At 57.0% G+C, this 24545-nt stretch carries 19 protein-coding genes and 1 pseudogene; 7 read left to right on the top strand and 13 right to left on the bottom strand.

Translation table 11 applies throughout. From position 1 onward, the window contains the following. The first annotated feature begins 122 nt into the window (after positions 1 to 122). The 4 genes from AC1DVE_RS11695 (at position 123) to AC1DVE_RS11680 (ending at position 5937) form a co-directional block, all read left to right on the top strand. A complete protein-coding gene (locus AC1DVE_RS11695; protein ID WP_223534006.1) occupies positions 123 to 2240 on the top strand; it encodes a putative bifunctional diguanylate cyclase/phosphodiesterase in 2118 nt (705 codons plus the stop codon). Between the two features lie 85 nt (positions 2241 to 2325). Further along, positions 2326 to 3072, top strand: coding sequence for an SDR family oxidoreductase (locus tag AC1DVE_RS11690; RefSeq protein ID WP_223461064.1), 747 nt, complete (start codon positions 2326 to 2328; stop codon positions 3070 to 3072). Between the two features lie 95 nt (positions 3073 to 3167). After that, a complete protein-coding gene (locus AC1DVE_RS11685) occupies positions 3168 to 4583 on the top strand; it encodes an RHS repeat domain-containing protein (RefSeq protein ID WP_477783938.1) in 1416 nt (471 codons plus the stop codon). Further along, positions 4549 to 5937, top strand: a complete 1389-nt coding sequence (locus tag AC1DVE_RS11680; RefSeq protein ID WP_477783937.1) for an RHS repeat-associated core domain-containing protein — start codon at positions 4549 to 4551, stop codon at positions 5935 to 5937. Before AC1DVE_RS11685 ends, AC1DVE_RS11680 begins: the two co-directional genes overlap by 35 nt. Positions 5938 to 6001: 64 nt before the next feature. Here AC1DVE_RS11680 and mapR read toward each other — a convergent pair whose 3' ends face one another. The 3 genes from mapR to AC1DVE_RS11665 form a co-directional block, all read right to left on the bottom strand. Further along, positions 6002 to 7417: a GntR family transcriptional regulator MpaR gene (mapR, locus tag AC1DVE_RS11675; protein WP_477783936.1), complete on the bottom strand. Its 1416-nt coding sequence runs from the start codon at positions 7415 to 7417 to the stop codon at positions 6002 to 6004. Between the two features lie 192 nt (positions 7418 to 7609). Then, complete coding sequence (ccoG, locus tag AC1DVE_RS11670; RefSeq protein WP_477783935.1) at positions 7610 to 9022, bottom strand: cytochrome c oxidase accessory protein CcoG; 1413 nt, start codon at positions 9020 to 9022, stop codon at positions 7610 to 7612. Between the two features lie 195 nt (positions 9023 to 9217). Next, complete coding sequence (locus AC1DVE_RS11665; RefSeq protein ID WP_223461081.1) at positions 9218 to 9451, bottom strand: DUF3203 family protein; 234 nt, start codon at positions 9449 to 9451, stop codon at positions 9218 to 9220. 123 nt (positions 9452 to 9574) lie between these two features. Between AC1DVE_RS11665 and AC1DVE_RS11660 the strand changes: the two genes are divergently transcribed. Next, on the top strand, positions 9575 to 10075 hold the full coding sequence (locus AC1DVE_RS11660; protein WP_223461083.1) for an MgtC/SapB family protein: 501 nt from the start codon (positions 9575 to 9577) through the stop codon (positions 10073 to 10075). A gap of 26 nt (positions 10076 to 10101) precedes the next feature. Here the strand turns inward: AC1DVE_RS11660 and AC1DVE_RS11655 are convergent, their stop codons facing one another. From AC1DVE_RS11655 to AC1DVE_RS11610, 10 genes and pseudogenes are all read right to left on the bottom strand, one after another. Beyond that, on the bottom strand, positions 10102 to 10338 hold the full coding sequence (locus tag AC1DVE_RS11655; RefSeq protein WP_223461085.1) for a hypothetical protein: 237 nt from the start codon (positions 10336 to 10338) through the stop codon (positions 10102 to 10104). Positions 10339 to 10583: 245 nt separating this feature from the next. After that, positions 10584 to 10751, bottom strand: coding sequence for a hypothetical protein (locus AC1DVE_RS11650; protein ID WP_223532039.1), 168 nt, complete (start codon positions 10749 to 10751; stop codon positions 10584 to 10586). A 176-nt stretch (positions 10752 to 10927) separates the two neighbouring features. Further along, positions 10928 to 11317 (bottom strand): tautomerase family protein, encoded by a 390-nt coding sequence (locus AC1DVE_RS11645; protein ID WP_223461088.1) that lies wholly within the window; start codon positions 11315 to 11317, stop codon positions 10928 to 10930. An 8-nt stretch (positions 11318 to 11325) separates the two neighbouring features. Further along, positions 11326 to 11736, bottom strand: a complete 411-nt coding sequence (locus AC1DVE_RS11640; protein WP_263287175.1) for an FMN-binding negative transcriptional regulator — start codon at positions 11734 to 11736, stop codon at positions 11326 to 11328. Further along, positions 11709 to 11951: pseudogene (locus tag AC1DVE_RS11635) on the bottom strand (FMN-binding negative transcriptional regulator); the annotation flags it as partial. The pseudogene AC1DVE_RS11635 and the gene AC1DVE_RS11640, both read right to left, overlap by 28 nt. Before the next feature lie 240 nt (positions 11952 to 12191). Next, entirely contained in the window at positions 12192 to 13496 is a 1305-nt protein-coding gene (locus AC1DVE_RS11630; protein WP_223532037.1) for a SidA/IucD/PvdA family monooxygenase, read from the bottom strand. Continuing rightward, positions 13493 to 14872: a diaminobutyrate--2-oxoglutarate transaminase family protein gene (locus AC1DVE_RS11625; RefSeq protein ID WP_223461092.1), complete on the bottom strand. Its 1380-nt coding sequence runs from the start codon at positions 14870 to 14872 to the stop codon at positions 13493 to 13495. Before AC1DVE_RS11625 ends, AC1DVE_RS11630 begins: the two co-directional genes overlap by 4 nt. A 15-nt stretch (positions 14873 to 14887) precedes the next feature. Next, positions 14888 to 15931 (bottom strand): aromatic ring-hydroxylating dioxygenase subunit alpha, encoded by a 1044-nt coding sequence (locus AC1DVE_RS11620; RefSeq protein ID WP_223461094.1) that lies wholly within the window; start codon positions 15929 to 15931, stop codon positions 14888 to 14890. Positions 15932 to 16000: 69 nt separating this feature from the next. Further along, positions 16001 to 17527 (bottom strand): 4-hydroxyphenylacetate 3-hydroxylase family protein, encoded by a 1527-nt coding sequence (locus AC1DVE_RS11615; protein ID WP_477783934.1) that lies wholly within the window; start codon positions 17525 to 17527, stop codon positions 16001 to 16003. 58 nt (positions 17528 to 17585) lie between these two features. Further along, complete coding sequence (locus AC1DVE_RS11610; RefSeq protein WP_223461097.1) at positions 17586 to 18341, bottom strand: sulfite exporter TauE/SafE family protein; 756 nt, start codon at positions 18339 to 18341, stop codon at positions 17586 to 17588. Positions 18342 to 19149: 808 nt separating this feature from the next. Here AC1DVE_RS11610 and AC1DVE_RS11605 point away from each other — a divergent pair. Together AC1DVE_RS11605 and treS are read left to right on the top strand one after the other, a co-directional pair. Then, positions 19150 to 21147, top strand: a complete 1998-nt coding sequence (locus tag AC1DVE_RS11605; protein ID WP_477783933.1) for an alpha-1,4-glucan--maltose-1-phosphate maltosyltransferase — start codon at positions 19150 to 19152, stop codon at positions 21145 to 21147. 56 nt (positions 21148 to 21203) lie between these two features. Continuing rightward, a complete protein-coding gene (gene treS, locus AC1DVE_RS11600) occupies positions 21204 to 24545 on the top strand; it encodes a maltose alpha-D-glucosyltransferase (RefSeq protein WP_477783932.1) in 3342 nt (1113 codons plus the stop codon).

Genomic DNA, 24545 nt, shown 5'->3' with positions numbered 1-24545 from the left:
GGACTGATGGCCCTTTGCTCATTTTGTGGGTGCGTTCTCATTTGGAATCAGTACAATCGCCGCATTTGCCCCTACCCGAGAATAAAAGCCATTAACAAGGGGGGCGTTCGCGAGAAGTCTCCATGCTCATCGGCAGCTATTCTCCCACCCTGGTCATCATTTCGCTCTGTGTAGCGATTCTCGCCTCCTACACCGCACTCGACCTGACCGGACGCATTGCCACCGCCAAAGGCGGCGCCGTGCATTTGTGGACCGCGGGCGGGGCCTTTGCCATGGGTATCGGCATCTGGTCGATGCACTTTATCGGCATGCTCGCGTTCAAGTTGCCGATCGACCTGGGCTACGACGGCACGATCACCCTGTTGTCGCTGCTGATCGGCGTGCTCTCCAGCGGCTTTGCGCTGTGGCTGGTCAGCCAACCGCAATTGCCGGCCTGGCAACTGGCCTTTGGCGCGCTGGTCATGGGCGCCGGCATCAGCGCGATGCACTACACCGGCATGGCTGCCATGCGCATGCAACCGGGCATCGACTACGACCCGACGCTGTTCGGCGCCTCGCTGCTGATCGCTGTCGGTGCTTCGGGCGCGGCATTGTGGATCGCATTCCGCCTGCGCCAGCACACGCCTTATGTCCGTCTGATCCGTGGCGGCGCCGCCGTGATCATGGGCATCGCCATCGTCGGCATGCACTACACCGGGATGGCTGCCGCACGCTTTGCCGATGGCAGTTTTTGCGGGGCGACGGTCAATGGATTGAGCGGCAATGGCCTGGACAAACTGGTGCTGATCACCACGCTGGCGGTGCTGAGCATTGCCTTGCTGACCTCGATCCTCGATGCTCGCCTGGAAGCTCGCACCGCGAGCCTGGCCGAGTCGCTGACCGAGGCCAACCGTGAACTGACCCAACTGGCCCTGCACGACACCCTCACCGGGTTGCCGAACCGGACGTTGCTCGCCGATCGAATTGATCAGGCCATGTCGCGGGTCCGGGAAGAAGGGGGGTGCTTTGCCCTGATGTTCATCGACTTGGACGGCTTCAAACCGGTCAACGATGCCTTTGGCCACCATATGGGTGACCTGCTGTTGCGTGAAGTGGCCGTGCGCCTGCGCGAAGACTTGCGCAGCCCGGACACCCTGGCGCGTATCGGCGGCGATGAGTTCGTGTTGCTGGTGCAATTGAGCGAACAGATCGACGCCTTGAACCTCGCGGCCCATCAGGTCGGGTTGATCGCGCGTGCGTTCCGGGTTGCCGAACATGATTTGCATATTTCCGCCAGCGTCGGCATCGCGCTCTACCCGGGTAACGGGCAGTCCGCCCACGAATTGCTGATGAACGCCGACGCGGCGATGTATCACGCCAAGGGCGCGGGTAAAAACGGCTACAGCTTTTTCGATGTCTCGATGAACACTAACGCCCGCAAACAGCTGCAATTACTGCAGGACCTGCGCAATGCCGTGGAACATCAGGAATTCAGCCTGTATTACCAGCCCAAGTTCGACGCCGCCAATGGCCGGCCTGTGGGCGCCGAGGCCTTGTTGCGCTGGGAGCACCCGACGCAAGGGATGCTATTGCCGGACAAATTCATCGAAATGGCGGAAAAGACCGGTCTGATCATTCCTATCGGTGAGTGGGTGCTCAACGAAGCCTGCCGCCAGATGCGCGAGTGGTACGTGCTCGGCTACACCGATTGGCGCATCGCGGTGAACCTTTCAGCCATCCAGTTCTGTCATTCCGGGTTGGTCCAGAGCGTCGCCAAGGCCCTGGCGACGCACCATCTGCCGGCCAACAGCCTGACCCTGGAAATCACCGAGACCACGGCCATGAGCGATGCCGATGCGAGCATGACGGTGCTGCAGGAACTGTCGGAAATGGGCGTCGACCTGTCCATCGACGATTTTGGTACTGGCTATTCGAGTTTGATGTACCTCAAGCGCCTGCCGGCCAACGAACTGAAGATCGACCGCGGTTTTGTCCGCGACCTGGAGCACGACAGCGATGACGCCGCCATCGTCTCGGCCATTGTCGCCCTCGGCCAGGCGCTGGGGCTGCGCATCGTCGCCGAAGGGGTGGAGACGGGTGTGCAGCAGGACTTCCTGACTCAACTCGGCTGCGATTCGTTGCAGGGTTACCTGCTGGGGCATCCGCTGCCGGCCGCAGGTTTCATGGTGGAAATCCATCGCGGGGAGCAATTGGTCGAGCAGCTGAAGGCCAGTGCCGAGCGCGAGATGTCGATGACATGACAGCTGACGTGAAGCCATGCAAAAACCGCCAATGGCGGTTATTCTAGCCCCCGACCGCTTAAGCTTTGATTGGGGGAAAGCTCGCATGGACAAAGTCATCGTCATCACCGGCGGTAGCCGCGGCATTGGTGCCGCCACCGCGCTGTTGGCCGCCGCGCAGGGCTATCGGATCTGCATCAACTACCAGGCTGACGAAAAGGCTGCACTCGGCGTGCTGGAGCAAGTCCGCGCCCTCGGCGCGCAAGCCATTGCAGTACGGGCCGACGTCAGCATCGAAGACGAAGTGATCGCGCTGTTCAATCGGGTAGACAGTGAACTGGGCCGGGTCACCGCGCTGGTGAACAACGCCGGCACCGTCGGGCAAAAGTCCCGGGTCGACGAGATGTCCGAGTTCCGCATTCTCAAAATCATGAAAACCAACGTCCTGGCGCCGATCCTTTGCGCCAAGCACGCGATCCTGCGCATGTCACCCAAGCACGGAGGGCAGGGCGGCAGCATCGTCAACGTATCGTCTGTCGCCTCGCGTTTGGGATCGCCCAACGAATACGTCGACTACGCGGCCTCCAAAGGCGCGCTGGACACCTTCACCATAGGCTTGTCCAAGGAAGTGGCGGGTGAGGGGATTCGGGTCAACGCCGTGCGCCCCGGCTTCATCTATACCGATTTCCATGCCTTGAGCGGTGACCCGGATCGGGTCAGCAAGCTGGAATCGGCGATTCCGATGGCCCGGGGCGGGCGTCCGGATGAAGTGGCGGAGGCGATTGTCTGGTTGTTGTCAGACAAGGCTTCGTATGCGACGGGGACGTTTGTCGATCTCGGTGGTGGTCGCTAAGCAGAGTTCGCGCGCCGTCTACTGTCATTCCTGACAGTAGACGCCAGTCATGGATGTGCATAGATTCGCGGTAGTCTTTAAAAGGACGCCTCGACTTGAACGCGCATACGCCATCCATCAGTGTCGTTGACCCACGCGGTTTACCCGTTCGTGCGGTGGCGTACTTTCGGCAAGCGGCCGATGAGTCGTCCACGGCGCGGGTGACGCAGCAGGTGTTCGATCCGATTGGGCGGCTCATTCAACAGCGCGATCCGCGATTGTTTGCGTTGAGTCAGAGCGATGCCTCGGTTCCGGCAAATCTGACCACGATTCATAGTCTGACGGAGCAAGCTCTTTGCAGCGACAGCGTCGATGCCGGTTGGCAGCTCGGATTGCCGGGTGCTGCGGGGCAGGCGCTTGAAGCATGGGACCAACGTGGCTGGCATCGTCGCACCGAGCATGACCTATTGTTACGGCCTGTCTCAGTGCACGAACAAGGTTCGGGGGAACCCGAACGCTGCGTCGAACGTATGACATTTGGGGGAATGTCGGACGATCATGCCCGGCACAACCTCTGTGGCCAACCCACCCGACAGGACGACCCGGCAGGCAGTCGTTTGATAGCAGACTATGGGCTGTCAGCGGTGGTGCTGCGTGAGAGTAGGCGTTTCCTGAAAGCTTTCGACGCAGTCGACTGGCCCACCCCGGTAGCTGATCGCGACAGTCTGCTGGAGCCGGGCGCAGGCGCGCAGTCGTCGTGGACCTACGCACCGTCCGGCGATCTGATGACCCAAACCGACGCCAAAGGCCATACCCAGCATTTTGCGCATGATCGCGCCGGTCAGTTGCGCTCAGCAGGGCTGCAACGCTCCGGGCAAATCAGCGTCGACATGCTGGTCAGTGGCATCCACTACAGCGCATCCGGCCAGGTGGAACAGGAACTCGCCGGCAACGGTATGCACACCACCAGCGCGTATGACCCAGCCAATGGGCATTTGATGCTACTGGCCACACAAGGCCCGGATCAGAGCTTTTTGCAGAAGCTCACTTACCGGTATGACCCCGTCGGCAACATCACTGAAATCGCCGACGCCGCCTTACCCATCCAGCATTTTGCCAACCAGCGCATCGAACCGGTGCGACGGTTCACCTATGACACGCTATACCAATTGATCAGCGCGACCGGTTGGGAAAGTGCCAAGCCTTCCCTAGGTCCCGCCTTGCCGGAGTGGCAGGCGTTTGGCCCTCCGGATGGCAGTCGTTGGTGCAACTACAGCGAAACCTACCAGTACGATGAAGCGGGCAATCTATTGCAGCGCATCCACCATGGCGCGGTGGGCGATACCTTGACCATGCGAGTGGCGCCGCTGAGTAATCGCAGCGTTAAGCTCCGTGCAAATCAATCCGGAATTAATGAGTCGTTCGACGCTCGGGGCAATCTGTTGGAGCTGCAACCCGGGCAAGGGTTGCAGTGGAACGGGCGTAATCAGTTGGCCCATGTTACGCGGGTTGTACGGGGGCGATGGTGCTGACGACCTGGAGCGCTACGTCTACGACAGCGAAGGTATGCGAGTGCGAAAGGCCCGCATGACGGCGGCGAAATCCATCTCCCACACCACCGAGGTGCGCTATCTGCCCGGCATCGAACTGCACAGCAACAGCGCCACCGGGGAAGAGCTACAGGTAGTCGGCATTCAGGCCGGCGGCTGCACCGTACGTCTATTGCATTGGGACAGCCCGCCACCGGCGGAAATGGACAACGACCAGTTGCGTTTTTGCTTCGACGATCACCTGGGTTCGAGTGCCTTTGAGGTGGATGCCCACGCGCGGGTGATTAGCCAGGAAGTGTATTACCCCTTCGGCGGCACAGCGTGGCTGGCCGGGCGGCATGAGGTGGAAACCGGTTATAAGACCATTCGTTATTCGGGTAAGGAGCGGGATGCGACGGGGCTTTATTACTATGGGGCGCGGTATTACGCACCGTGGTTGCAGCGCTGGTTGAATCCGGATCCGGCGGGGAATGCGGATGGGTTGAATTTTTATCGGTTTGTCAGAAACGACCCTCTAAACTTAGCGGACCTTGATGGTTTTTCTCCGACTTCTCCTAGCGCTAATCGTCTTGAACTAGAAAAAAACGCAGGATTTTCCCCGGCGCAGGTGTGGCGAGGAATGGCAAATATAGAGAAACATTCACCTAAGATGGCAAGTGCTTTAAAGGACGGTTTTGCAAGCGCGAAAATCCAGCTCGCAGACGCCATCGCCTCATTGGATGTTGAGGAGCTACGTGATGAGGATAAAAAGCGTGTGGAATCGTTTTTTGGAGAGATTTATGCTTTCAGGCATCAGTCTATGGTTGAAGCATATAAGGCGGCATATTCGTATATCGACAATCTCAATGAGGACACGCAACGAGTCATCGCATTTGCTGATCCGACTTCAAACTTAAACGCATTTGTGATTGATGGCGATCGCAAAATATACTTTAACTCTTTGTATGTTGAAGATGCACCGGTCTGGGAGGTTGCGTTTTTCATTTTGCATGAATTAACCCATATGGATGAGGTAATGGGGACCTTGGACAGCTGGTATTTTCTTAGCACGTACAAGCGGGGGGAGTTGTCGGATAGCAGAAGAGGTTCCATAGATTCATTTTCGATTGAGCAAGGGGCGAAAACCTCAAAAGAGTTACTGTTATCCACAGACCTGAATTCACAGAAAAATGTTATATTGGGCGATACAATGGATGCCGCAAATATTGAATTTTTCAATATTGACTATTCTACGCGAAAAAACTTGTCATTTAGGAATGCGGATACCCACGCTATGTTTATACAGTCTCTCAGTTTGTCAGCGCCGCGTCGAATTGCCCCTGCAATTGCAAAGTAGCAATGTATACGACAGTCTCACTTGCTTTATTAGAATGTAGTTTCATCGATTTACGCTTCCAGCGTTATATTGAAAACGACCGCACAATCCGCCCCAACGTCTCCATCGCCTTCTCCGCAACCTCATCCCACGGGCTCCCATAGTTCAGCCGAATACAATTCCTGAACCGCTGCGCCGGCGAAAAGATCGGCCCCGGTGCAATGCTGATGCCTTGCGCCAACGCCATCTGAAACAACTTCAACGAATCCATCTGCTCCGGCAATTCCAGCCACAAAAAGTACCCGCCCGCCGGTTGGCTGACCCGCGTCTGCGCCGGGAAATAGCGGGCGATGGCGGCGAGCATGGCACTCTGTTGATCCTCCAGAGCGTGACGCAATTTACGCAGGTGCCGGTCGTAGCCGCCGTGTTGCAGATAATCGGCGATAGCCGCCTGGGCCGGCATCGACGCGCACAGCGAGGTCATGAGTTTCAGCCGTTCGATCTTTTGCGCAAAACGCCCGGCGGCGACCCAACCGATGCGGTAGCCGGGAGCCAGGCTCTTGGCGAACGAGCCGCAGTGCATCACCAACCCTTCGGTATCAAAGGCCTTGGCCGGTTTCGGTGCTTGCTGGCCGTAATACAGTTCGGCGTAGACATCGTCTTCGATCAACGGCACCTGGTGGCGGCGCAACAACTCCACAAGCTGCTGTTTCTTGGCCTCGGGCACGGTCGCGCCCATGGGGTTCTGGAAGCTGGTCATGCACCAGCAGGCTTTGATCGGATAGCGCTCCAGGGTTTGCTCGAGCACGCCGAGGTCAATGCCGTCGCGCGGGTGCACGGGGATTTCCACGGCTTTGAGTTTCAGGCGTTCGAGCACTTGCAGGCAGGCGTAGAATGCCGGGGCTTCGATGGCCACCAGGTCGCCAGGCTCCGTCACCGCTTGCAGGCACAGGTTGAGGGCTTCCAGTGCGCCGTTGGTGATCAGCAGTTCTTCCATGGGCAGCATCAGCCCGCCGACCATGTAGCGCAGGGCGATTTGCCGGCGCAGTTGCGGGTTGCCCGGCGACATGTCGGTGACCACCATGCGCGGGTCCATCTCGCGGCTGGCGCTGGCCAGGGAGCGGGACAAGCGTTGCAGGGGAAACAGCGTCGGGCTGGGAAACGCCGAGCCGAAGGGCACGGTGTTCGGGTCCTTGATCGAGTCGAGCACCGAGAACACCAGTTCGCTGACGTCGACTTCGGTGGACTCATTGACCTGGCTACTGATGACTGGCTCGGAAAACGGCCGTGGTGCATGGGCGTTGACGAAATAGCCGGAACGCGGACGGGCGCGGATCAGGCCGCGACGTTCCAGCAGGTAATAGGCCTGGAACACCGTCGACGGGCTGACGCCGTAGGTCTGGCTGGCGTAGCGCACCGACGGCACCCGCTGGCCGGGACCCAGGACGCCGGAGCGGATCAGTTCTGCGATGTCGTCGGCGAATTTTTCGTAGCGTTTCATCGGTGTCCCGCAATGGAGTCGATTCGATTAACTGTGGCGAGGGGGCTTGCCCCCGTTGGGCTGCGTAGCGGCCCTTCTTTGTACATACAGATAGATTTGGTACTCAGGCATTACGACTGCTGCGCAGCCGAACGGGGGCAAGCCCCCTCGCCACAGGGGACCACAACTCACCAAGGTCAGCATCTTAAAGGCTCAGCGATTCATCGGTGCAACAAACCGACTCTTCGCCACGCTATAGACGCCGGGTTCATCGCTGTCGACCACCTTGAAGCCGATGCTCTGCGAACTGCTCGCCGGACGCTCCGTGAGCATCGCCACCGACACCGGCACATCGACAATCTCCCCCGGCGCCAGGCTGAATTCGGTCCTGCCCCGCAACTCGAAACCATCGGCATCCACCAGGCTCAATTGATAGTCCTGACGCTGCTGGGTTTTGTTGATCACCTTCAGACTGTAGATGTTTTCGATCTGCCCCTGGCTGTTCTCGCGGAACAGGCCCCGGTCCTTGCTGACATCGAGGGACACCATCGGCCGTTCCACCAGCGCCACCACCAGGGCTGCGATCATCACCAGCAGCACGGCGGTGTAGCCGATCAGTCGCGGACGCAACAGGTGTGTCTTGCCACCCTGCAACTGATGCTCGGACGTGTAGCTGATCAATCCAGGGGCGTAGCCCATCTTGTCCATGATCGAATCACAGGCGTCGATGCACGCGGCGCAACCGATGCATTCCATCTGCAAGCCATCGCGGATATCGATGCCGGTCGGGCAGACTTGTACGCAGAGCTGGCAATCGATGCAATCGCCCAAACCCACTTCGGCGGGCTTGACCTCGCGTTTGCGCGGGCCACGGTTTTCGCCTCGGGCCACGTCGTAGGAAATGGTCAGGGTGTCCTTGTCGAACATCACGCTTTGGAACCGCGCGTAGGGGCACATGTGCATGCACACCGCTTCACGCAGCCAACCGGCATTGATGTACGTGGCACCGGTAAAAAACAACACCCAGAACAGGCTGACGCCGCTCATTTGAAAGGACAGCAGCTCTTCGGCCAACGGCCGGATCGGCGTGAAGTAGCCGACGAACGTCAGGCCGGTCAGCAGGCTGATGGCCAGCCACAAGGTGTGCTTGGCCGAGCGACGCATCAGCTTGTTCAGGCCCCACGGCGCGGCTTGCAACTTGATCCGCTGGTTGCGTTCGCCCTCGGTGATCTTCTCGCACCACATGAAGATCCACGTCCACGAACTTTGCGGGCAGGTGTAGCCGCACCAGACCCGGCCCGCGAACACGGTGATCGCAAACAGGCCGAACGCAGCAATGATCAACAGCGCCGAGAGCAGAATGAAATCCTGCGGCCAGAAGGTCGCGCCGAAGATATGGAATTTGCTTTCCGAAAGGTCCCAGAGCACCGCCTGGCGACCGCCCCAGTTCAACCACACGGTGCCGAAAAACAGCAAGAACAGAAAACCCGCGCCGCTGATGCGCAGATTGCGGAACAGTCCGGTGAAGCTGCGGGTGTGGATCAGGCTGTCGCTGGATCTGGCCTTCATCCTGGGACGCGAGGGCTCGAATGTTTCTACGGTTCGGACGGGGATTCTCTCGCTCATGGTCTTTCGCTCATCAGCCTCCATCAGGCATGAGCACTATGAGCGGCGATCTGTTTGCATAACAGACTCAGGTATTGCATTAAAAAGCGGATCAGATGGCCGTTCCTGCATGGCCTGCGACAACTTGAAGCAGCCGTCGCTGCTGGCCCCGTGGGCCTTTGCAAAACAGGGGCGGCAAGTGCGGATCAATCCCGGTCAAATCACCGAACCACGGTCGGTGGCTTTCAAGTGCCGGCGTCCATCCACCGCGCCTGCGACGGTCAAGGCGTCGGCCTCGGCTTCCGTGATGTAGATGCGCTCGCCTTCGATGTCCACTGCCGACATGGCTTTGGCACCGTCGGTGATGATGGTCACGTCGGGACACAGACGAATGAGTTCGCCATTTTCGGTGGTGAAAAAGCAGGTCTGGTTCTCGATGCGCACGGTCACGGCGGAATCCTTTTTTTCAGTGGAATCTAAAGTTTCAGGCCGCAACCGCCGGTCATCGTTCTGTGCAACCGATTAATGGTCGCTGCGGTCCACCTTCCATGGCCCTCTCACAAGGACAACCCCATGAACGCCTGGTGGCACGAAGTCTGGGTGACCCTGCAAGCCGAGTTCGCCGACATCGCCGATGCCTCGCAACTGACGCGAGTGACCGTGCGCCTGTTGATGGCTGCCTTGCTGGGCGGGATTCTCGGGTTCGAGCGCGAACACCAGGGCAAGGCCGCCGGCGTACGCACCCACATGCTCGTGGCGATGGGAGCGGCGCTGTTCGTGTTGGTGCCGCAGATGTCCGGCTCGCAGGCCGATGCCATGAGCCGGGTAGTGCAGGGCGTGATTGCCGGGGTCGGCTTCCTGGGGGCTGGCACTATCCTGAAGAACCACGAAGGCGATGAAGGCCACGTCAAAGGCCTGACCACCGCCGCCGGCCTGTGGATGACCGCCGCCATCGGCGTCGCGGCCGGGCTGGGCCGCGAGGCGACGGCGGTGCTCAGTACGTTGTTGGCGCTGGGGGTGTTCAGTGTGATGCCGGGGATTGTGAAGCTGATCGACAAGGATCACGTTCCGTAGGCGCAGCCTTCGGCAACTCCTGCTGATCAGGGCTCCACCTTGTCCGCGTGAGTTGTTTCACGACCTGATTCCTGCTCGTTGATCTTCGTTTCTGAGAGTTCGTGCTGGCTGTAGTCAATTTCACCCTGCAGCAGATGACTCTCCAGATCCTTGATTATTGAGCTTTTGGTGGTTTGTTCTGCCGTGTTGCGCTCGGCTTCGAAGCAAAGAAATTCGTAGTTGAATATTTTCAAAGGAAGGCCAGCCGTCGATTGGTCGTTCACGGTTGAGCGCGTGGTGCTGTGCGCTCGCTGTGTTTGTGAATTCGTAGAGGCTGGGGAAAAAAGTGTTCATGGCTGGCCACACGCAAGGCTAATGGAGTGATGGCCATATAAGGCGAGGGATGTCAGTTTCGTAAAGTGTCGGGAGGGCAGAATTGCCGCTTCAGGACCGGTACTACGCGTTCTTGGGAAGTGTCATTCATTTTTATGATCGTCCCTGGTTTCGACGCAGGAACGATCAATTGTTGTCATTCAGGATTCACAATCACCGGCGGTATCGTCGTTGGTGGTTCTTTCCTTGGCGGCGGGTTGGTGCCGGGTGGATCCTGTTCGGGCACCGGCTGCGGTTCGGTCGGCGGTATCACCGGGTTGTCGATGTTGGGATCGGGGGTTTCAGCCGGGAACGGATTGTTCATTGTTCAGCCTGCGGTGGCACATGGCGTGAGTCGTGCTTAAGTTGGTTGACTGCTGTGGGAGGATTTGGTGCCGACTTTATTTCGCCGCTGACAGGTGTTGCCGAGCAACAGAAAACCACAGAGGTTCTTGGTTTTGTGGTTTTTCTTTCTTGCTTAAAGGGCCGCCGCCTTCACAGTCAAATCTCGATCAAATATCCAAAATCGATTTCGCATGCCGGCTGCCCGCCTCGCATCCCCCAATTTTCAGCGTCATGTTCATTCAGTAAAATCAACACCGACTGAGCAGGGAGGCTGAGTTGTTCTGTCAGCGCTTCACAGATGGTTTGATAAAGCCGACGCTTGGTTTCCAGCTTGCGCCCCTTGAACAGTGTTATCTCTACGAGGATGAATTCGGTGCGGTCACCCGGCGCGCGAAAGTCCTTTGCGTCATAGGTGTGATAGCGCGCCTGTAGTTCTTCTCTACTAACTTTCAACACCTGCTTCAGGCAACGATAAACCGTTTCGATAACTGCGCGCCGGGTGACCGCATCACGCTGGACCGGATCTTCTATTCGGACTATGGGCATGGCTAACCTCAACTTGACATGTGTGCGAATGTCGTTGAAAGGAGATCGGCGAGTAATTCCCGATGCTCGTTTAAGTGGTTGGATAGCAGCCATTCGAGGGCCGCGGAGACGTCAGCGGTGGCTTTGTCCTGAGAGAGTTTGAAGCGTCCTTCAATATGTTCTGGATGAATCTCAAGGCTCCGGATATTGCGTAGGTTGGTTACGACTCGTGGGTCGTTGGGATCGACTCGATAATCCGCTTCCTGTGCTGCCAGACGCTCGGCGGTGCGCTGCAATATGTCGATGTTCTGGCTGGGGCTACTCGATACGGAAACCTGTGCCTGCATATGTACAGCCAGGTAGTTCCAGGTTGGCAGTTGTTGGGAAACGTAGGCGTGGGGGGGATGTAAGCCGACGGCCCCATGAATATTATCTGGCAACTAAGGCACGACGTTGTATTGAACTGTGGATTTCTGACATCGACGTGTCCGAACAGCGAACCATCGGGCTGACGCAATAGCGGAATATGACTGGATATCAATCGGCCTTCCTGTTGGGATGTAATCGTTGCCAAGGGAAAGGTATCGATGAAGCGATCAATCAATCGCTGATCGGTAGAGCGGTGTTGTGGATAATGAAACGGGCAAGTAGCCATAGGTATGTCCTCTAGGAGGAAAAAGGAACTAAAGCGCGAATACTCTTGGCATTGTTTGTGGTGATGCAGTGCAATCACCATTTGCGCTGACTTAGCTAACCCTTTGGCTCCGCCTGTAGGTCACGTTTCCCGGCATCGAAAGATTACGTCACTTTCAAACGACACCAGCCCGGTATACATAGGTCGACAGTCCATCTGTGCCTGCGATATGGGGTGACCAAGAGTTCGCGCAAACCTTGGTTAAGTATGGTGCGTTAGATCTGCTGGTCCCAGTTGTCTGGCGAGTGATTGAACAATGGTCTTCGAGCGCAATGCGAGCAGACTGAACGATCCCGCGTCGCCCATGCCGTGGGACGACTCGCATAACCCGTTAAGGTAAGCAGGTAGTCCCTCAACCAGATCGATCCGATAGTCGCGTGCAATAGACAATTCACTCAGTTGATTATCGGCAGCGAGCAACTCCAATACTGGCGGAAAGGGTTCTTGTCGATCGCCTCCACCGAGATCGAGAAAGCCGGTGGCAAGAATAATCAAGTCGAAGCTCTGTCGATGGGTGCTCCCATCCAGGAAGTGGCGACTTTCAATTTCCACACCTGTCGCCGATGGACTGCAAGCTTGAATTTCTTCGCACATGCGCAGTTGTAAACGGTTTTCTCCAAGCAACGTTTGCTCGTACCGGCGCACATATAACTGATTCAAGACATCAATGTCGGCGGATGAGTAATTGGTGTTCACGAGTTCCTGACGTAGCCGTTCTTTGTGATTGGGGAGAGCGTGATAAAAAGTGTCGACGAACGAGGGGAAATAAACTTCTTCGGAGAATGGGCTGGTGTCCTTCTGGCGGAAGCCAAAATTGCGCGTAAACCCTACGACTTCGCATACTCCGGATTGCTCGCTGGCATGAAGCAGAATTTCCACAGCGCTCTGGCTGCCGCCAATTACAGCGACGCGACATTGCCCCGCCGTTGCCGCTATGCCCGCCGCAACAGCTGGCAAGTAGTCGTTGAGATGGCGTACGCGTACATCATTCAGGCCCACGAAAGGCGCCGGGATATGGGGTGTACGTCCGGGTGCAACTACCAGAGACCGGGCATGGAATACCCGACCTTCGCTGCAGCGCACCTTGAAATGGGGGCTGGTGCCTTCAGAGGCGCAAATCGCTTCGACTGATTGCGCTTTGCAACCATAAAGTACGCGGTCGCCGAAGAACCCTGCAGCCCAGCTGACGTACTGGGCATACTCGGCGCGCAATGGATAGTGCAAGGGTAGATTCAGGTGTTCATAAAGCCGGTTGTGCTCGAACAAGAAATTGGTGAAAGTATAACGACTACGCGGATTACGCGGCGTGACTAGGTCGCGAAGCGGATGATTCTGAATGTCCGAGCCAGGCAACATCATATTGGGCTGCCAGAACGGCCCCGGACGTTTCTCGACAAAAGCTACCCGCAGATGCGGAGCCAACTCCTCCAAAGCAATCGCCAATGCGATATTCGCGGGTCCGAATCCGATGCCGAACACATCGACTATTGAGGCGGGGGACGTCATACCTGCACCTCCGTCATTTTGACCGTAGATATGACCGGCGCAGCCGAGTAATTTTGTTTGGAAAGGACCCTGTCCATGCGGTCTAGTATCTGCTCGACTTGCAGGCTGCTAATCACCAATGGAGGGAGAAAGCGCAGCACCGCTCCATGGCGACCGCCAGTTTCTATAAGTAAACCTTCCTCAAGACAAGCGCGCTTCACGTTGGCCGCCAAGGTGCCCGCTGCTTGAGGATGTCCTTGAGAGTCGACCTGACCATTCGGATCGATCAACTCCATTCCCTGCATTAATCCTCGACCGCGTACGTCACCGATACACGCATGTTGGCTTTTGAGCTGTAGCAGGCCGTCGCGTAGTTGGTCGCCAACGGTACGGACATGTTCCAGCAGGCTCTCTTCGCGAATGAACTCAAGCGTCGCGGCACCGCTGACCAATGCAATTTGATTGCCCCTGAACGTGCCAGCGTGGGCACCGGGCTTCCACTGATCGTACTGCTCTCGATAAAGCAATAACGACAAGGGATAACCGCCGCCGATGGCTTTGGATAACAAAATTGCATCAGGGATGATATCGGATTGCTGAAAAGCGAAGATGTCGCCGCTACGGCCGATCCCGCTCTGAATTTCGTCCAACACTAAAGGTACTTGATGGCGCTCGGTGATTTCCCTCACCTGACGGAGCCAATGGGCACTGGCGGGAATGCAACCGCCTTCTCCTTGAATGGCCTCCAGCAACACCATCGCTGGTTTGCTAATTCCGCTTTCAGGATCGCTTAGTACGTTTTCGAGACAGGCTAGACTTAGACGCTCAGTTTCATCGGCGCAAATGCCCGGACCGAATGGACTGCGAAAGGCATAGGGATAAGGTAGAAAATGCACCTCTCCCGGTAGACCGCTAATTGATTGTTTGGGCGCCAGATTACCCATCATGCCCAAGGTGCCATGTGTCATGCCGTGGTAGGCACCCTGAAAAACGATAACCGAGCGACGTCCAGTGGCGGTCTTGAACAGTTTGAGGGACGCTTCGACCGCATCTGCGCCAGTAGGGCCACAGAGCTGGAATTTTGCTTGCATAGCAAATGCCGGCGGGAGTACCTCGAAAAGCTCGCGCACGAAGCCTATTTTCGCCGGGGTGGCAATATCCAGAGCCTGTTGTAGCTGGCCAGATTTCAGAAAAGCCATGACACGGGCTTGAACAAATGGGTGATTGTGCCCGAGTGGCAGTGCACCCGCACATGCCAAGCAATCGAGGTAGCGGCGGCCATCGCTGTCAACCACCTCTGCGCCAGCGCCATAACTTAGTATTCTGGGAATGTTGTTTGCGTATGTACGGGCATTGGATTCCCGACTTGTCAAAAATTGCAAAGATTCTAAGGTCATGGAAAACAGTCCTTGTTAGATTGAAACGGTTTTGATCTTACGTTTGAGACTTTTAAGCGAAGCGGCCTCACCGAGCGCTTTAATCCAGCGGCGATACTCCAGCCCCATACGATCGCTCAAAACGTGCATTTCGGCATGAGTATCCAGAGGAAGCCGAGCGGGGCGCTGGGATTCGACAATGCGCCGGTCCTGCTCGAAAACCATATTCTGGCGTGACAGAATTTGCTCTAGGCTGAGATCAGCGCCGAAGTTAATGGCCACGATCAGCCAGATGATGCATTGCGCTTCGTCTACGGGTGTGGCGTTGAAAAAGGTGCTGAAGCGCTCGGTCTCGCCGGACTTTTTCATAAAGTAAGCAGTGGTGGGATTAAATACCGAATAGGTATAGCGCGCGTTAATTGGTATTCCTCGATGGTCGCCATAAGGCTGGAAAACGCAAATTTCAGAAGAGTGCAAGCCGCGCTCATCTTCGTGGACACTGTATTTCTTCAACGGTTCTGGAGCATCCGGCAAGCCATTGAGGTTGGCGTGGACGAAGGGAAAGTGCGACGCGTCGATAAAGTTTTCCACCGACCGTAATGCATTCGCTTTGTAGTGATAGGGGCCGGCGTAAATTTTTCGATAGTTGACATCATCCCATTGTGAAAACTCCGGTAGCGGTCGCTGCGGTGTCTCCAAACTGACCCATATGTAGCCAAAGCGTTCCTGGGCATGATGACGATAAACGAGGCGTTGTGAAGCGGGTCCGCTTCGCTCTGGGTGCGCTGGCACGCGCGTACATTCCCCTTTAGGGTTGTAGCGCCACCCATGATATGGGCACTCGATCTCTCCCTGCTTAATCTGTCCGAGCGACAAACGTGCTCCACGGTGTCCGCAGTAGTCTTTCCAGGCATGCACCTGACCTTTGTCGTCGCGCCAAAGCACCAAATCGTTGCCCAGCAAACGTGCTGCCTTGGGGTGTTCCGAGCCGACCTCCGTACTTGGGCACACTACATGCCATTGTCCCAGTAAAGCTTGGTAGTCGATTTCGTCACGATTCCATTGGCTGGTGTAGATCATCGATATCTCCTGTATTCATGCACGCAGGGGCCGGCGCCGCAATTAGGAGCCGTCCGATGTCGTTGGATTTCAGCGAGTTTCGGTTTGAAGAGGATTGAATTGCCAGCCGGGAGCTTTCCAACCAGTCTCGTCATAATCATCAAGACATTGATCGACCAGTGCCTTGCACTGGTCCATGACGCCTATGGATTCGCAATGACGCAACATGTCGAGACGTACCTGCTCGTTGTTGCCGRCGTAGTTGTGTTCATAGAGTTCGTGGCGGCCCGCAAACTCACTGCCTAGCGCGTCCCAAAGAAGCTTGATGAGTTTCATGCGTTCTGAGGCGCTTTGATGGTTACCCTGGTAGTAGCCGTCAATCAAAGGCCGTATTTGAGGGTTGGCCATGTCCAACCAACTAGCCACCTGCATGATTGGCGCACCGCCCAGTATCGTGTTGAAGATCGGTTTGAGTTGACTCATGATCTGCGTCCCGAAATAGCGGACTGTGGCTGCGGCTTCAAGACGTGGAACTACTGACTGGTCTTTCCGTACTTCAGGGGACTGGCACAAATTCTCGGTCAGCATCCATAACATGTTGCGCAGTGCGACTATTTCTGCAAAACGCGTTCGCACCCCGCGAAACTCGGAAGATCCGTTTGATGCCAGTACCTTGGCCAGCAGGCCACAAATGAAGTCCATCTTGACCGCCAGGCGGGTACCGGATTGCAGCGGATAGCGATTCAAAAAACCTGAAGCCCCGTAGAAACTGCGAGCGCGCTCAATGTCGCGGTAAATAAGCACGTTTTCCCAGGGAACCAAAACGCCGTCGAAGATCAGTACCGAATCGTTTTCATCGAAACGACTTGAGAGGGGATGATCGAATGGACTCAAGGATGCCGCTTCGTAAGAACGGCGACACATGATTTTAAGGTTGGGTGCGTTCATTGGCAGTATAAAACACAGGGCGAAATCTTCTTCCGCGCCAGCTTGGTAATGAGTGGCGCTGTTTTGGGCGACGAAGGTTGCATTGGACAATGCGGCGCTCGTTGCAACCATCTTGACACCGCGCACAATCATGCCCGCGTCCGTTTCTTTTTCTACATGCAAATAGATATCGCGCATCTGAGCGGCACTGTGTGCACGGCCAATCGGTGGATTGACCAGTACATGGTTGAGGAACAGAACCTTTCGTGCGCTTTTCTGATACCACGATAAGGCATTGTCTTTAAATGGCTCGTATAGATGGGGATCTGAGCGCAAAGTCGCAGTAAATCCGGCCTTGTAGTCCGGAGTGCGTCCCATGAATCCATATGAAAGCCGTGCCCAATGAGCAATGGCATCCCGGGCACGTAACAAATCCTCAGAGGATCGAGATGGCATAAAGTAACGATGGGTGCGATAGCCATCAGGGTCAATATCAGTCATCAAGTCAAGAGTCGCCGGAGCATGCAGAGCATCATATAGGCGCGAAAGTGAGTAGGCACTATTACGAAAAGCTGGGTGTTCGGAGACATTCTTTACACGCTGACCGTAAATGTATACTTCTCGCCCATCATCAAGGCTGTTTAGAAAGTCTGGACCTGTCATCATCTCGTTGTGCACGATATTATTCATCACGTGGATCTCGTTTGTTAGTTGGCAAGACTGTGTTGCAATCGAAAGCAAGTTACTTTTAAGTCGCAAGAAAACGAATTATTAGGGCCACGCCGGATACAAGAACAATCACGTTGATCAGTTTGAGGAACTGCTCCCTGGACATCCTCAATGTGATTCGGCGGCCGACGGTAACGCCAATCAACATGCTGGGGGTCAGAAACAACGCCAGCCATAGCAAATCGGCGTCCGTGTACACACCTGCGAATGCAAACAAAACCACACGGGTCAGGGTGCTGAGGCCGATGAGAGTGGTCTGGGTAATGCGCATGGACTCTTTGTTGGATAGTCGTCCGCTCAGATAGATCGCATAGATAAATCCGCCACTGCCAAACAAGGCGCTGAAAATGCCGCCGATGGTGCCAAGTGGGATGGCCGCCTTTGGAGTGAAGGTCCGCTCAGGCTTAAGACCACTTAGAGAATAGAGGGCGTAACCGGTGACGAAGATCCCCAGTGCTGGCAGAAGGAACTCCGGGCGTGTAGTGAGCAATATTACCGCGCCTATTAGGCTTCCAAGGATCATTACCGGCACCAACCGCCGCAATTCGGCCTGGTCAGCGTTATGTCCGCCCCGACTGATGTTGACCAGTGCCGCGAACAGATCCATTAACGCTAGCAGCGGTACGACTTTGGCAATGGGGATGAATAGCACCAGAAATGGACTCGCTATCAATGCCGTACCAAACCCGGCGATCCCAAAGATGATGTAGGCACAGAGTAGCGTGGAGAAAATTACGATATAGCTGATCATGTCCATGGCAATGACATCGTTCATTAAAGAGATTCTCCATATCCATTGCTGAAACTGAAAAGTACGTTGTCCAGTTTTCGATTTTATTTTTTCTGATCGAGTTGTGTGCTCGGAATTGAGTGGCGTAGTTAGATTTAGTTGTTTTGTGTGAGGTCTGCAAGTGGGTGGATATCCCTGTGTAGGAGTATTCATCCAGTTGTCAGGGACAAGTCTTACAAAATATTTTGAGCTTTCTGAGTTGTGATTGATGTGTTTAAGGGGGCAGGTATTTTCGGCTCTCTTTTAAAAACTAATGCTTAGTTTGATTCTAAGTGAGGGGCGGGTGGTGGCGGGGTGTAGGCCAGGGTGTAGGATTAAACAAACAGAATCGTTGTTGGTTAATGTTATTTTTATTGAAAAAAGCGACAGGCGGTAGTTTCGGCTTGCAGAGTCAACGGCTTCAAAAAGCAATTACAACTATCTGTAGCTACGCTTGCCACAGTCCTTCAGAGGATCTACCCCGTTGGACGTCGATCACCACCTTTCGTCTCGGATTCTGCTCTGGTGCTGGAGGGACCAGCAAATGATCCGGAGGCAGCGGTTCGGATCTTTGATGTTGGGGGCGGGTTTTTCCTTCGGAATGGGAATGCCATGAAGATGGCCTTGTTTCTGCTTACTGATTAGGAGTACAGCGGCCTTCCACTTTTTGGATGGGATGGCTACTGATGAGTCCCGATGAAACTTTCCCGGCGGCTGTCGCTCGGAACCTAAGTGAGTGCATCCCGGGGCGGATTGCCCGGCGGGGTGGCGACCAGACACAAGCGCGTCCATGGGGCGTAAGGAGAGAGGCTCGATGACGGCTGAAAAACCGACTGAGTTGAGCTACAACCCGCACATGCCGCTGTCGCAGGCGTTGTTGCTGCCGCGTATCGTCATTGAAAACATCATGCCGACCCTTGAAGGCGGGCAGTTCGCCGTCAAGGCCGTGGTGGGGCAGTACGTGGTGGTAACGGCCAAGGTCTTCGCCGACGGGCATGACAAGCTGGCGGTTCGCGTGCGCTGGCGGGCCGAAGACGAGGACGTCTGGCAAAGCGCTGCCATGAACGACCTGGGCAACAACGGTTGGCAAGGGCAGTTCCGTGTCGACAGCCAGGGCCCTTATCTGTTCTGTATCGAAGCCTGGATCGATCAGTTCGCCAGTTTTTGCTACGAGCTGGAAAAGAAGCATGCGGCGGCGGTGCCCGTCAGCCTGGAATTGCAGGAAGGACGGATTCATGTCCAGCAGGCCGCCGAACGCAGCGAAGGGCTACTCAGCGAACAACTGGCGGCCTTGCACCATGAACTGTCAGGGCTGCTTGAAACCGAGCAGATCGCACTGTTTTTGCACCCGCGTAGCGCCGACCTCATGGCCCGCGTCGATCATCGCGCCTACCTGAGCCTGAGCCCGGAGTACCCGGTGGATGTGGAGCGCGAACTGGCGCAGTTCGCCAGTTGGTATGAATTGTTCCCGCGTTCGATCACCGACAGTCCGGTCCGCCACGGCACCTTTAATGACGTGCATTCGCGGCTGGCGATGATCCAGGACATGGGTTTCGACGTGCTGTATTTCCCGCCGATCCACCCGATCGGGCGCAGCTACCGCAAAGGCCCGAACAACTCGCTGACGGCGGGCCCCGATGATCCGGGCAGCCCCTATGCGATTGGTAGCGAGGAGGGCGGGCACGAGGCGATTCACTCGCAATTGGGCAGCCGTGAAGACTTCCGCCGACTGGTGGCGGCCGCCGCGGCCCATGGCCTGGAAATCGCCCTGGATTTTGCCATCCAGTGCTCCCAGGACCATCCATGGCTCAAACAACACCCCGGCTGGTTCAATTGGCGGCCGGACGGCACGATCAAATACGCGGAAAACCCACCGAAGAAATACCAGGACATCGTCAACGTCGACTTCTATACCCCGCAGGCAATTCCGAGCCTGTGGGTGGAACTGCGCGACATCGTAGTGGGCTGGGTCGAGGAGGGCGTGAAGATCTTCCGCGTCGATAATCCGCACACCAAGCCGTTGCCGTTCTGGCAGTGGCTGATCGCCGATGTACGGGCGCTGTACCCCGAGGTGATCTTCCTCGCCGAAGCCTTTACCACCCCGGCAATGATGGCGCGCCTGGGCAAGGTCGGTTATTCCCAAAGCTACACCTATTTCACCTGGCGCAATACCAAGGCCGAACTGGCGACTTATTTCACCGAACTCAACGAGTCGCCCTGGCGCGAATGCTACCGGCCGAATTTTTTCGTCAATACACCGGACATCAACCCGGCCTTCCTCCATGAATCCGGGCGCCCCGGGTTCCTCATCCGCGCCGTACTAGCGACCATGGGCTCGGGCCTGTGGGGCATGTACTCGGGTTTCGAGTTGTGCGAGTCGGCGCCGGTACCGGGCAAGGAGGAATACCTCGATTCCGAGAAGTACGAGATCCGTCCACGGGATTTCAATGCGCCGGGCAACATCATTGCCGAGATCGCCCAACTCAACCGCATCCGCCGGCAGAACCCGGCGTTGCACACCCATCTGGGTCTGAAGGTCTACAACGCCTGGAACGACAACATCCTGTACTTCGGCAAACGCAGCTTTGACGGCAGCAATTTCATTCTGGTGGCGGTCAGCCTCGACCCGCACAACGTGCAGGAAGCCAACTTCGAGTTGCCATTGTGGGAAATGGGCTTGCCCGACTACGCCAGCACCCAGGGCGAAGACTTGATGAATGGCCATCGCTGGACCTGGCACGGCAAGCAGCAATTCATGCGGATCGACCCGGCGCATCAGCCGTTCGGGATTTGGAGAATTACCGCCTCTTGAGAACACCACAGGGGATTCTCAGCCTGTGGCCAAGATGAATTCACCAGGAGTTTCACATGGCGAAGAAACCCAAGGCAGCCACGTTCATCAAGGACCCGCTCTGGTACAAGGACGCGGTGATCTATCAAGTTCACGTCAAATCGTATTTCGACTCCAACAACGACGGAATTGGCGACTTTCCCGGTCTCATCGCCAAGCTCGATTACATCGCCGACCTGGGTGTCAACACCATCTGGCTGTTGCCGTTCTATCCCTCGCCACGGCGCGACGACGGTTATGACATCGCCGAATATCGCGGCGTACACAGCGACTACGGCACCATGGCCGATGCCAGGCGGTTCATTGCCGAGGCGCACAAACGCGGCCTGCGGGTGATCACCGAGCTGGTCATCAACCACACCTCCGACCAGCACCCCTGGTTCCAGCGGGCGCGCAAGGCAAAGCCCGGTTCGGCGGCGCGGGACTTCTACGTGTGGTCCGATGACGATCAGAAATACGACGGCACCCGCATCATCTTTCTCGACACCGAAAAGTCCAACTGGACCTGGGACCCGGTTGCCGGCCAATACTTCTGGCACCGTTTCTACTCCCACCAGCCCGACCTGAACTTCGATAACCCGCAAGTCATGAAAGCGGTGCTGTCGGTGATGCGTTACTGGCTCGACATGGGCATCGACGGCTTGCGCCTGGACGCGATTCCCTACCTGATCGAGCGCGACGGCACCAATAACGAGAACCTGCCGGAAACCCACGACGTCCTGAAAAAGATCCGCGCCGAAATCGACGCCAACTACCCCGACCGCATGCTGCTGGCTGAGGCCAATCAGTGGCCGGAAGACACCCAGTTGTACTTTGGCGACACAGACAAGAAAGGCCTGAACGGCGACGAATGCCACATGGCCTTTCACTTCCCGTTGATGCCGCGCATGTACATGGCGCTGGCCCAGGAAGATCGCTTCCCGATTACCGACATTCTGCGCCAGACCCCGGATATCCCCGCCAACTGCCAATGGGCAATCTTCCTGCGCAACCATGATGAACTGACCCTGGAGATGGTCACCGACAAGGAACGCGACTACCTGTGGAATTACTACGCCGCCGACCGCCGGGCGCGGATCAATCTGGGGATTCGCCGCCGCCTGGCGCCGCTGATGGAGCGCGACCGCCGTCGAGTCGAGTTGCTCAACAGCCTGCTGCTGTCCATGCCCGGCACGCCGACCCTGTATTACGGCGATGAAATCGGCATGGGCGACAACATCTACCTCGGCGACCGCGACGGCGTGCGTACGCCGATGCAATGGTCCATCGACCGCAACGGCGGTTTCTCCCGCGCCGACCCGGCGAGCCTGGTGCTGCCGCCGATCATGGACCCGCAATATGGCTACCTGTCGGTCAACGTCGAAACCCAGGCCGGCGACCCCCATTCGCTATTGAACTGGACCCGACGGATGCTCGCCGTGCGCAAGCAATCCAAAGCCTTCGGGCGCGGTACGTTGAAGATGCTGTCGCCCAGCAACCGGCGGATTCTGGCCTATACCCGCGAATACACCGGGGCGGATGGCAAGCACGAAGTCATTCTGTGCGTGGCCAACGTGTCGCGCAGTGCCCAGGCCGCCGAGCTGGATTTGTCGGCCTACGTCGGCATGGTGCCGGTGGAAATGCTTGGAGGTAACGCATTTCCGCCCATCGGCCAGCTGAATTTCCTTTTGACGTTGGCGCCCTACGGCTTTTACTGGTTCGGTCTCGCCGCGGAAAACCAGATGCCGAGCTGGCACGTGGAGCCCGCACAAAGCCTGCCGGACTTCACCACGCTGGTGCTGAAAAAACGCATGGAGGAACTGCTCGAAGCGCCGTCACGCACCACGCTGGAGCAAARCATCCTGCCGAGTTGGTTACAGAACCGCCGCTGGTTCGCGGGCAAGGACGCCGCCATCGAACAGGTCGATCTGGCTTATGGCGTGCGGTTCGGCGATCCGCAGCATCCGGTGCTGTTCAGCGAAATCAACGTCAGCAGCGGTGGCCAGAGCAGCCGCTACCAGTTGCCGTTCGGCTTTATCTCGGAAGATCAGGTCGGTACTCCGTTGCCCCAGCAATTGGCGTTGTCGCGGGTACGGCGCGGGCGCCAGGTCGGCCTGATCACCGATGCCTTCAGCCTGGAGACCTTTGTGCATGCGGTATTGCAGGGCATTCAGGCCGGTACCGTGTTGGCCTCCAGCGACGGCGACATTCGTTTCGAGTCCACCGCGGAGCTGGAAAAACTCGGCCTCAATGCCGAGTCGCCGGTACGTTACCTGTCCGCCGAACAGTCCAACAGCTCGGTGGTGATCGGCAACAGCCTGGTGCTGAAGCTGATCCGCAAGGTCGCCTGCGGTGTGCATCCGGAACTGGAAATGAGCGCGTACTTGACGCAAGCCGGGTTCAGCAATATTTCGCCATTGCTGGGGGCCGTGGTGCGCCGGGACGGGGCGGGTGAAGACAATTTGCTGATGATCGCTCAAGGCTATCTGAGCAATCAGGGCGACGCCTGGGAATGGACGCAGAACAACCTCGAACGGGCGCTGCGCGATGAACTGGCCGACGCTGTGTCCGAGCAAGAACAACATTACAACGCGCTCGGCGAACTGAAAGATTTCGCCGCTATGCTCGGTCAGCGCCTGGGGGAAATGCATCAGGTGCTGGCGGCGCCGAGTGCCAACCCGGACTTCTTGCCCCAGGTCACCACGCAGAAGGAGGCGCTGGCCTCGGCAAGGGATGTCGCGGCGCAAATCGAGCACGGGCTGAATTTGCTCAAGCAGCATAAAAATCAACTGAACCCGGCGGACCAGACCCTGGTCAGCCGTTTGCTGGACAACAGGAAAACCATCCTCGGCCATGTACAAATGTTGGGCAAAAAGACCGCGGGCGGCTTGCGCATTCGTGTGCACGGCGACCTGCATCTGGGGCAGGTGCTGGTGATCAAGGGCGATGCCTACCTGATCGACTTCGAGGGCGAACCGGCGCGGCCTTTGCATGAACGACGGGGCAAACACAGCCCGTACAAGGATGTCAGCGGCGTGCTGCGTTCCTTCGACTATGCGGCGGCGATGGCGATCAATGTGCAGAACGTCGATAACACCGCGGCGGCCGATGTCGCGCGCTTGCGGGTCACCGATCGCTACTTGAGCGAGGCGCGGCAAGCATTTGTCGACGCTTATCGGCTGGCGGCAGCTAGTCTTGCCCATGCATGGCAAGATCCCGAAGGCGAGGATGCAGCACTGGCGTTGTTCGGTCTGGAGAAGGCGGCGTATGAAGTGGCCTATGAGGCGGAAAATCGCCCCGCCTGGTTGCCCGTGCCGTTGCACGGTTTATATGGATTATTGAGTGGGCTTAAACCCTTTTCCGATCTTGGTGGAGAGTAG

The organism is Pseudomonas sp. P4_B4 (genome assembly GCF_056402255.1).
Note: the sequence above shows the minus strand (reverse complement) of the source record. Positions and strands in the feature narration are given on the sequence as shown.

What these genes read in the sequence shown, in the direction of transcription:
- AC1DVE_RS11695 (WP_223534006.1), top strand. Translation starts at nt 123, where the DNA reads ATGCTCATCGGCAGCTATTCTCCCACCCTGGTCATCATTTCGCTCTGT.
- AC1DVE_RS11690 (WP_223461064.1), top strand. Translation starts at nt 2,326, where the DNA reads ATGGACAAAGTCATCGTCATCACCGGCGGTAGCCGCGGCATTGGTGCC.
- AC1DVE_RS11680 (WP_477783937.1), top strand. Translation starts at nt 4,549, where the DNA reads ATGTTACGCGGGTTGTACGGGGGCGATGGTGCTGACGACCTGGAGCGC.
- mapR (WP_477783936.1), bottom strand. Translation starts at nt 7,417, where the DNA reads ATGAAACGCTACGAAAAATTCGCCGACGACATCGCAGAACTGATCCGC.
- ccoG (WP_477783935.1), bottom strand. Translation starts at nt 9,022, where the DNA reads ATGAGCGAGAGAATCCCCGTCCGAACCGTAGAAACATTCGAGCCCTCG.
- AC1DVE_RS11660 (WP_223461083.1), top strand. Translation starts at nt 9,575, where the DNA reads ATGAACGCCTGGTGGCACGAAGTCTGGGTGACCCTGCAAGCCGAGTTC.
- AC1DVE_RS11650 (WP_223532039.1), bottom strand. Translation starts at nt 10,751, where the DNA reads ATGAACAATCCGTTCCCGGCTGAAACCCCCGATCCCAACATCGACAAC.
- AC1DVE_RS11645 (WP_223461088.1), bottom strand. Translation starts at nt 11,317, where the DNA reads ATGCCCATAGTCCGAATAGAAGATCCGGTCCAGCGTGATGCGGTCACC.
- AC1DVE_RS11630 (WP_223532037.1), bottom strand. Translation starts at nt 13,496, where the DNA reads ATGACGTCCCCCGCCTCAATAGTCGATGTGTTCGGCATCGGATTCGGA.
- AC1DVE_RS11625 (WP_223461092.1), bottom strand. Translation starts at nt 14,872, where the DNA reads ATGACCTTAGAATCTTTGCAATTTTTGACAAGTCGGGAATCCAATGCC.
- AC1DVE_RS11620 (WP_223461094.1), bottom strand. Translation starts at nt 15,931, where the DNA reads ATGATCTACACCAGCCAATGGAATCGTGACGAAATCGACTACCAAGCT.
- AC1DVE_RS11610 (WP_223461097.1), bottom strand. Translation starts at nt 18,341, where the DNA reads ATGAACGATGTCATTGCCATGGACATGATCAGCTATATCGTAATTTTC.
- AC1DVE_RS11605 (WP_477783933.1), top strand. Translation starts at nt 19,150, where the DNA reads ATGACGGCTGAAAAACCGACTGAGTTGAGCTACAACCCGCACATGCCG.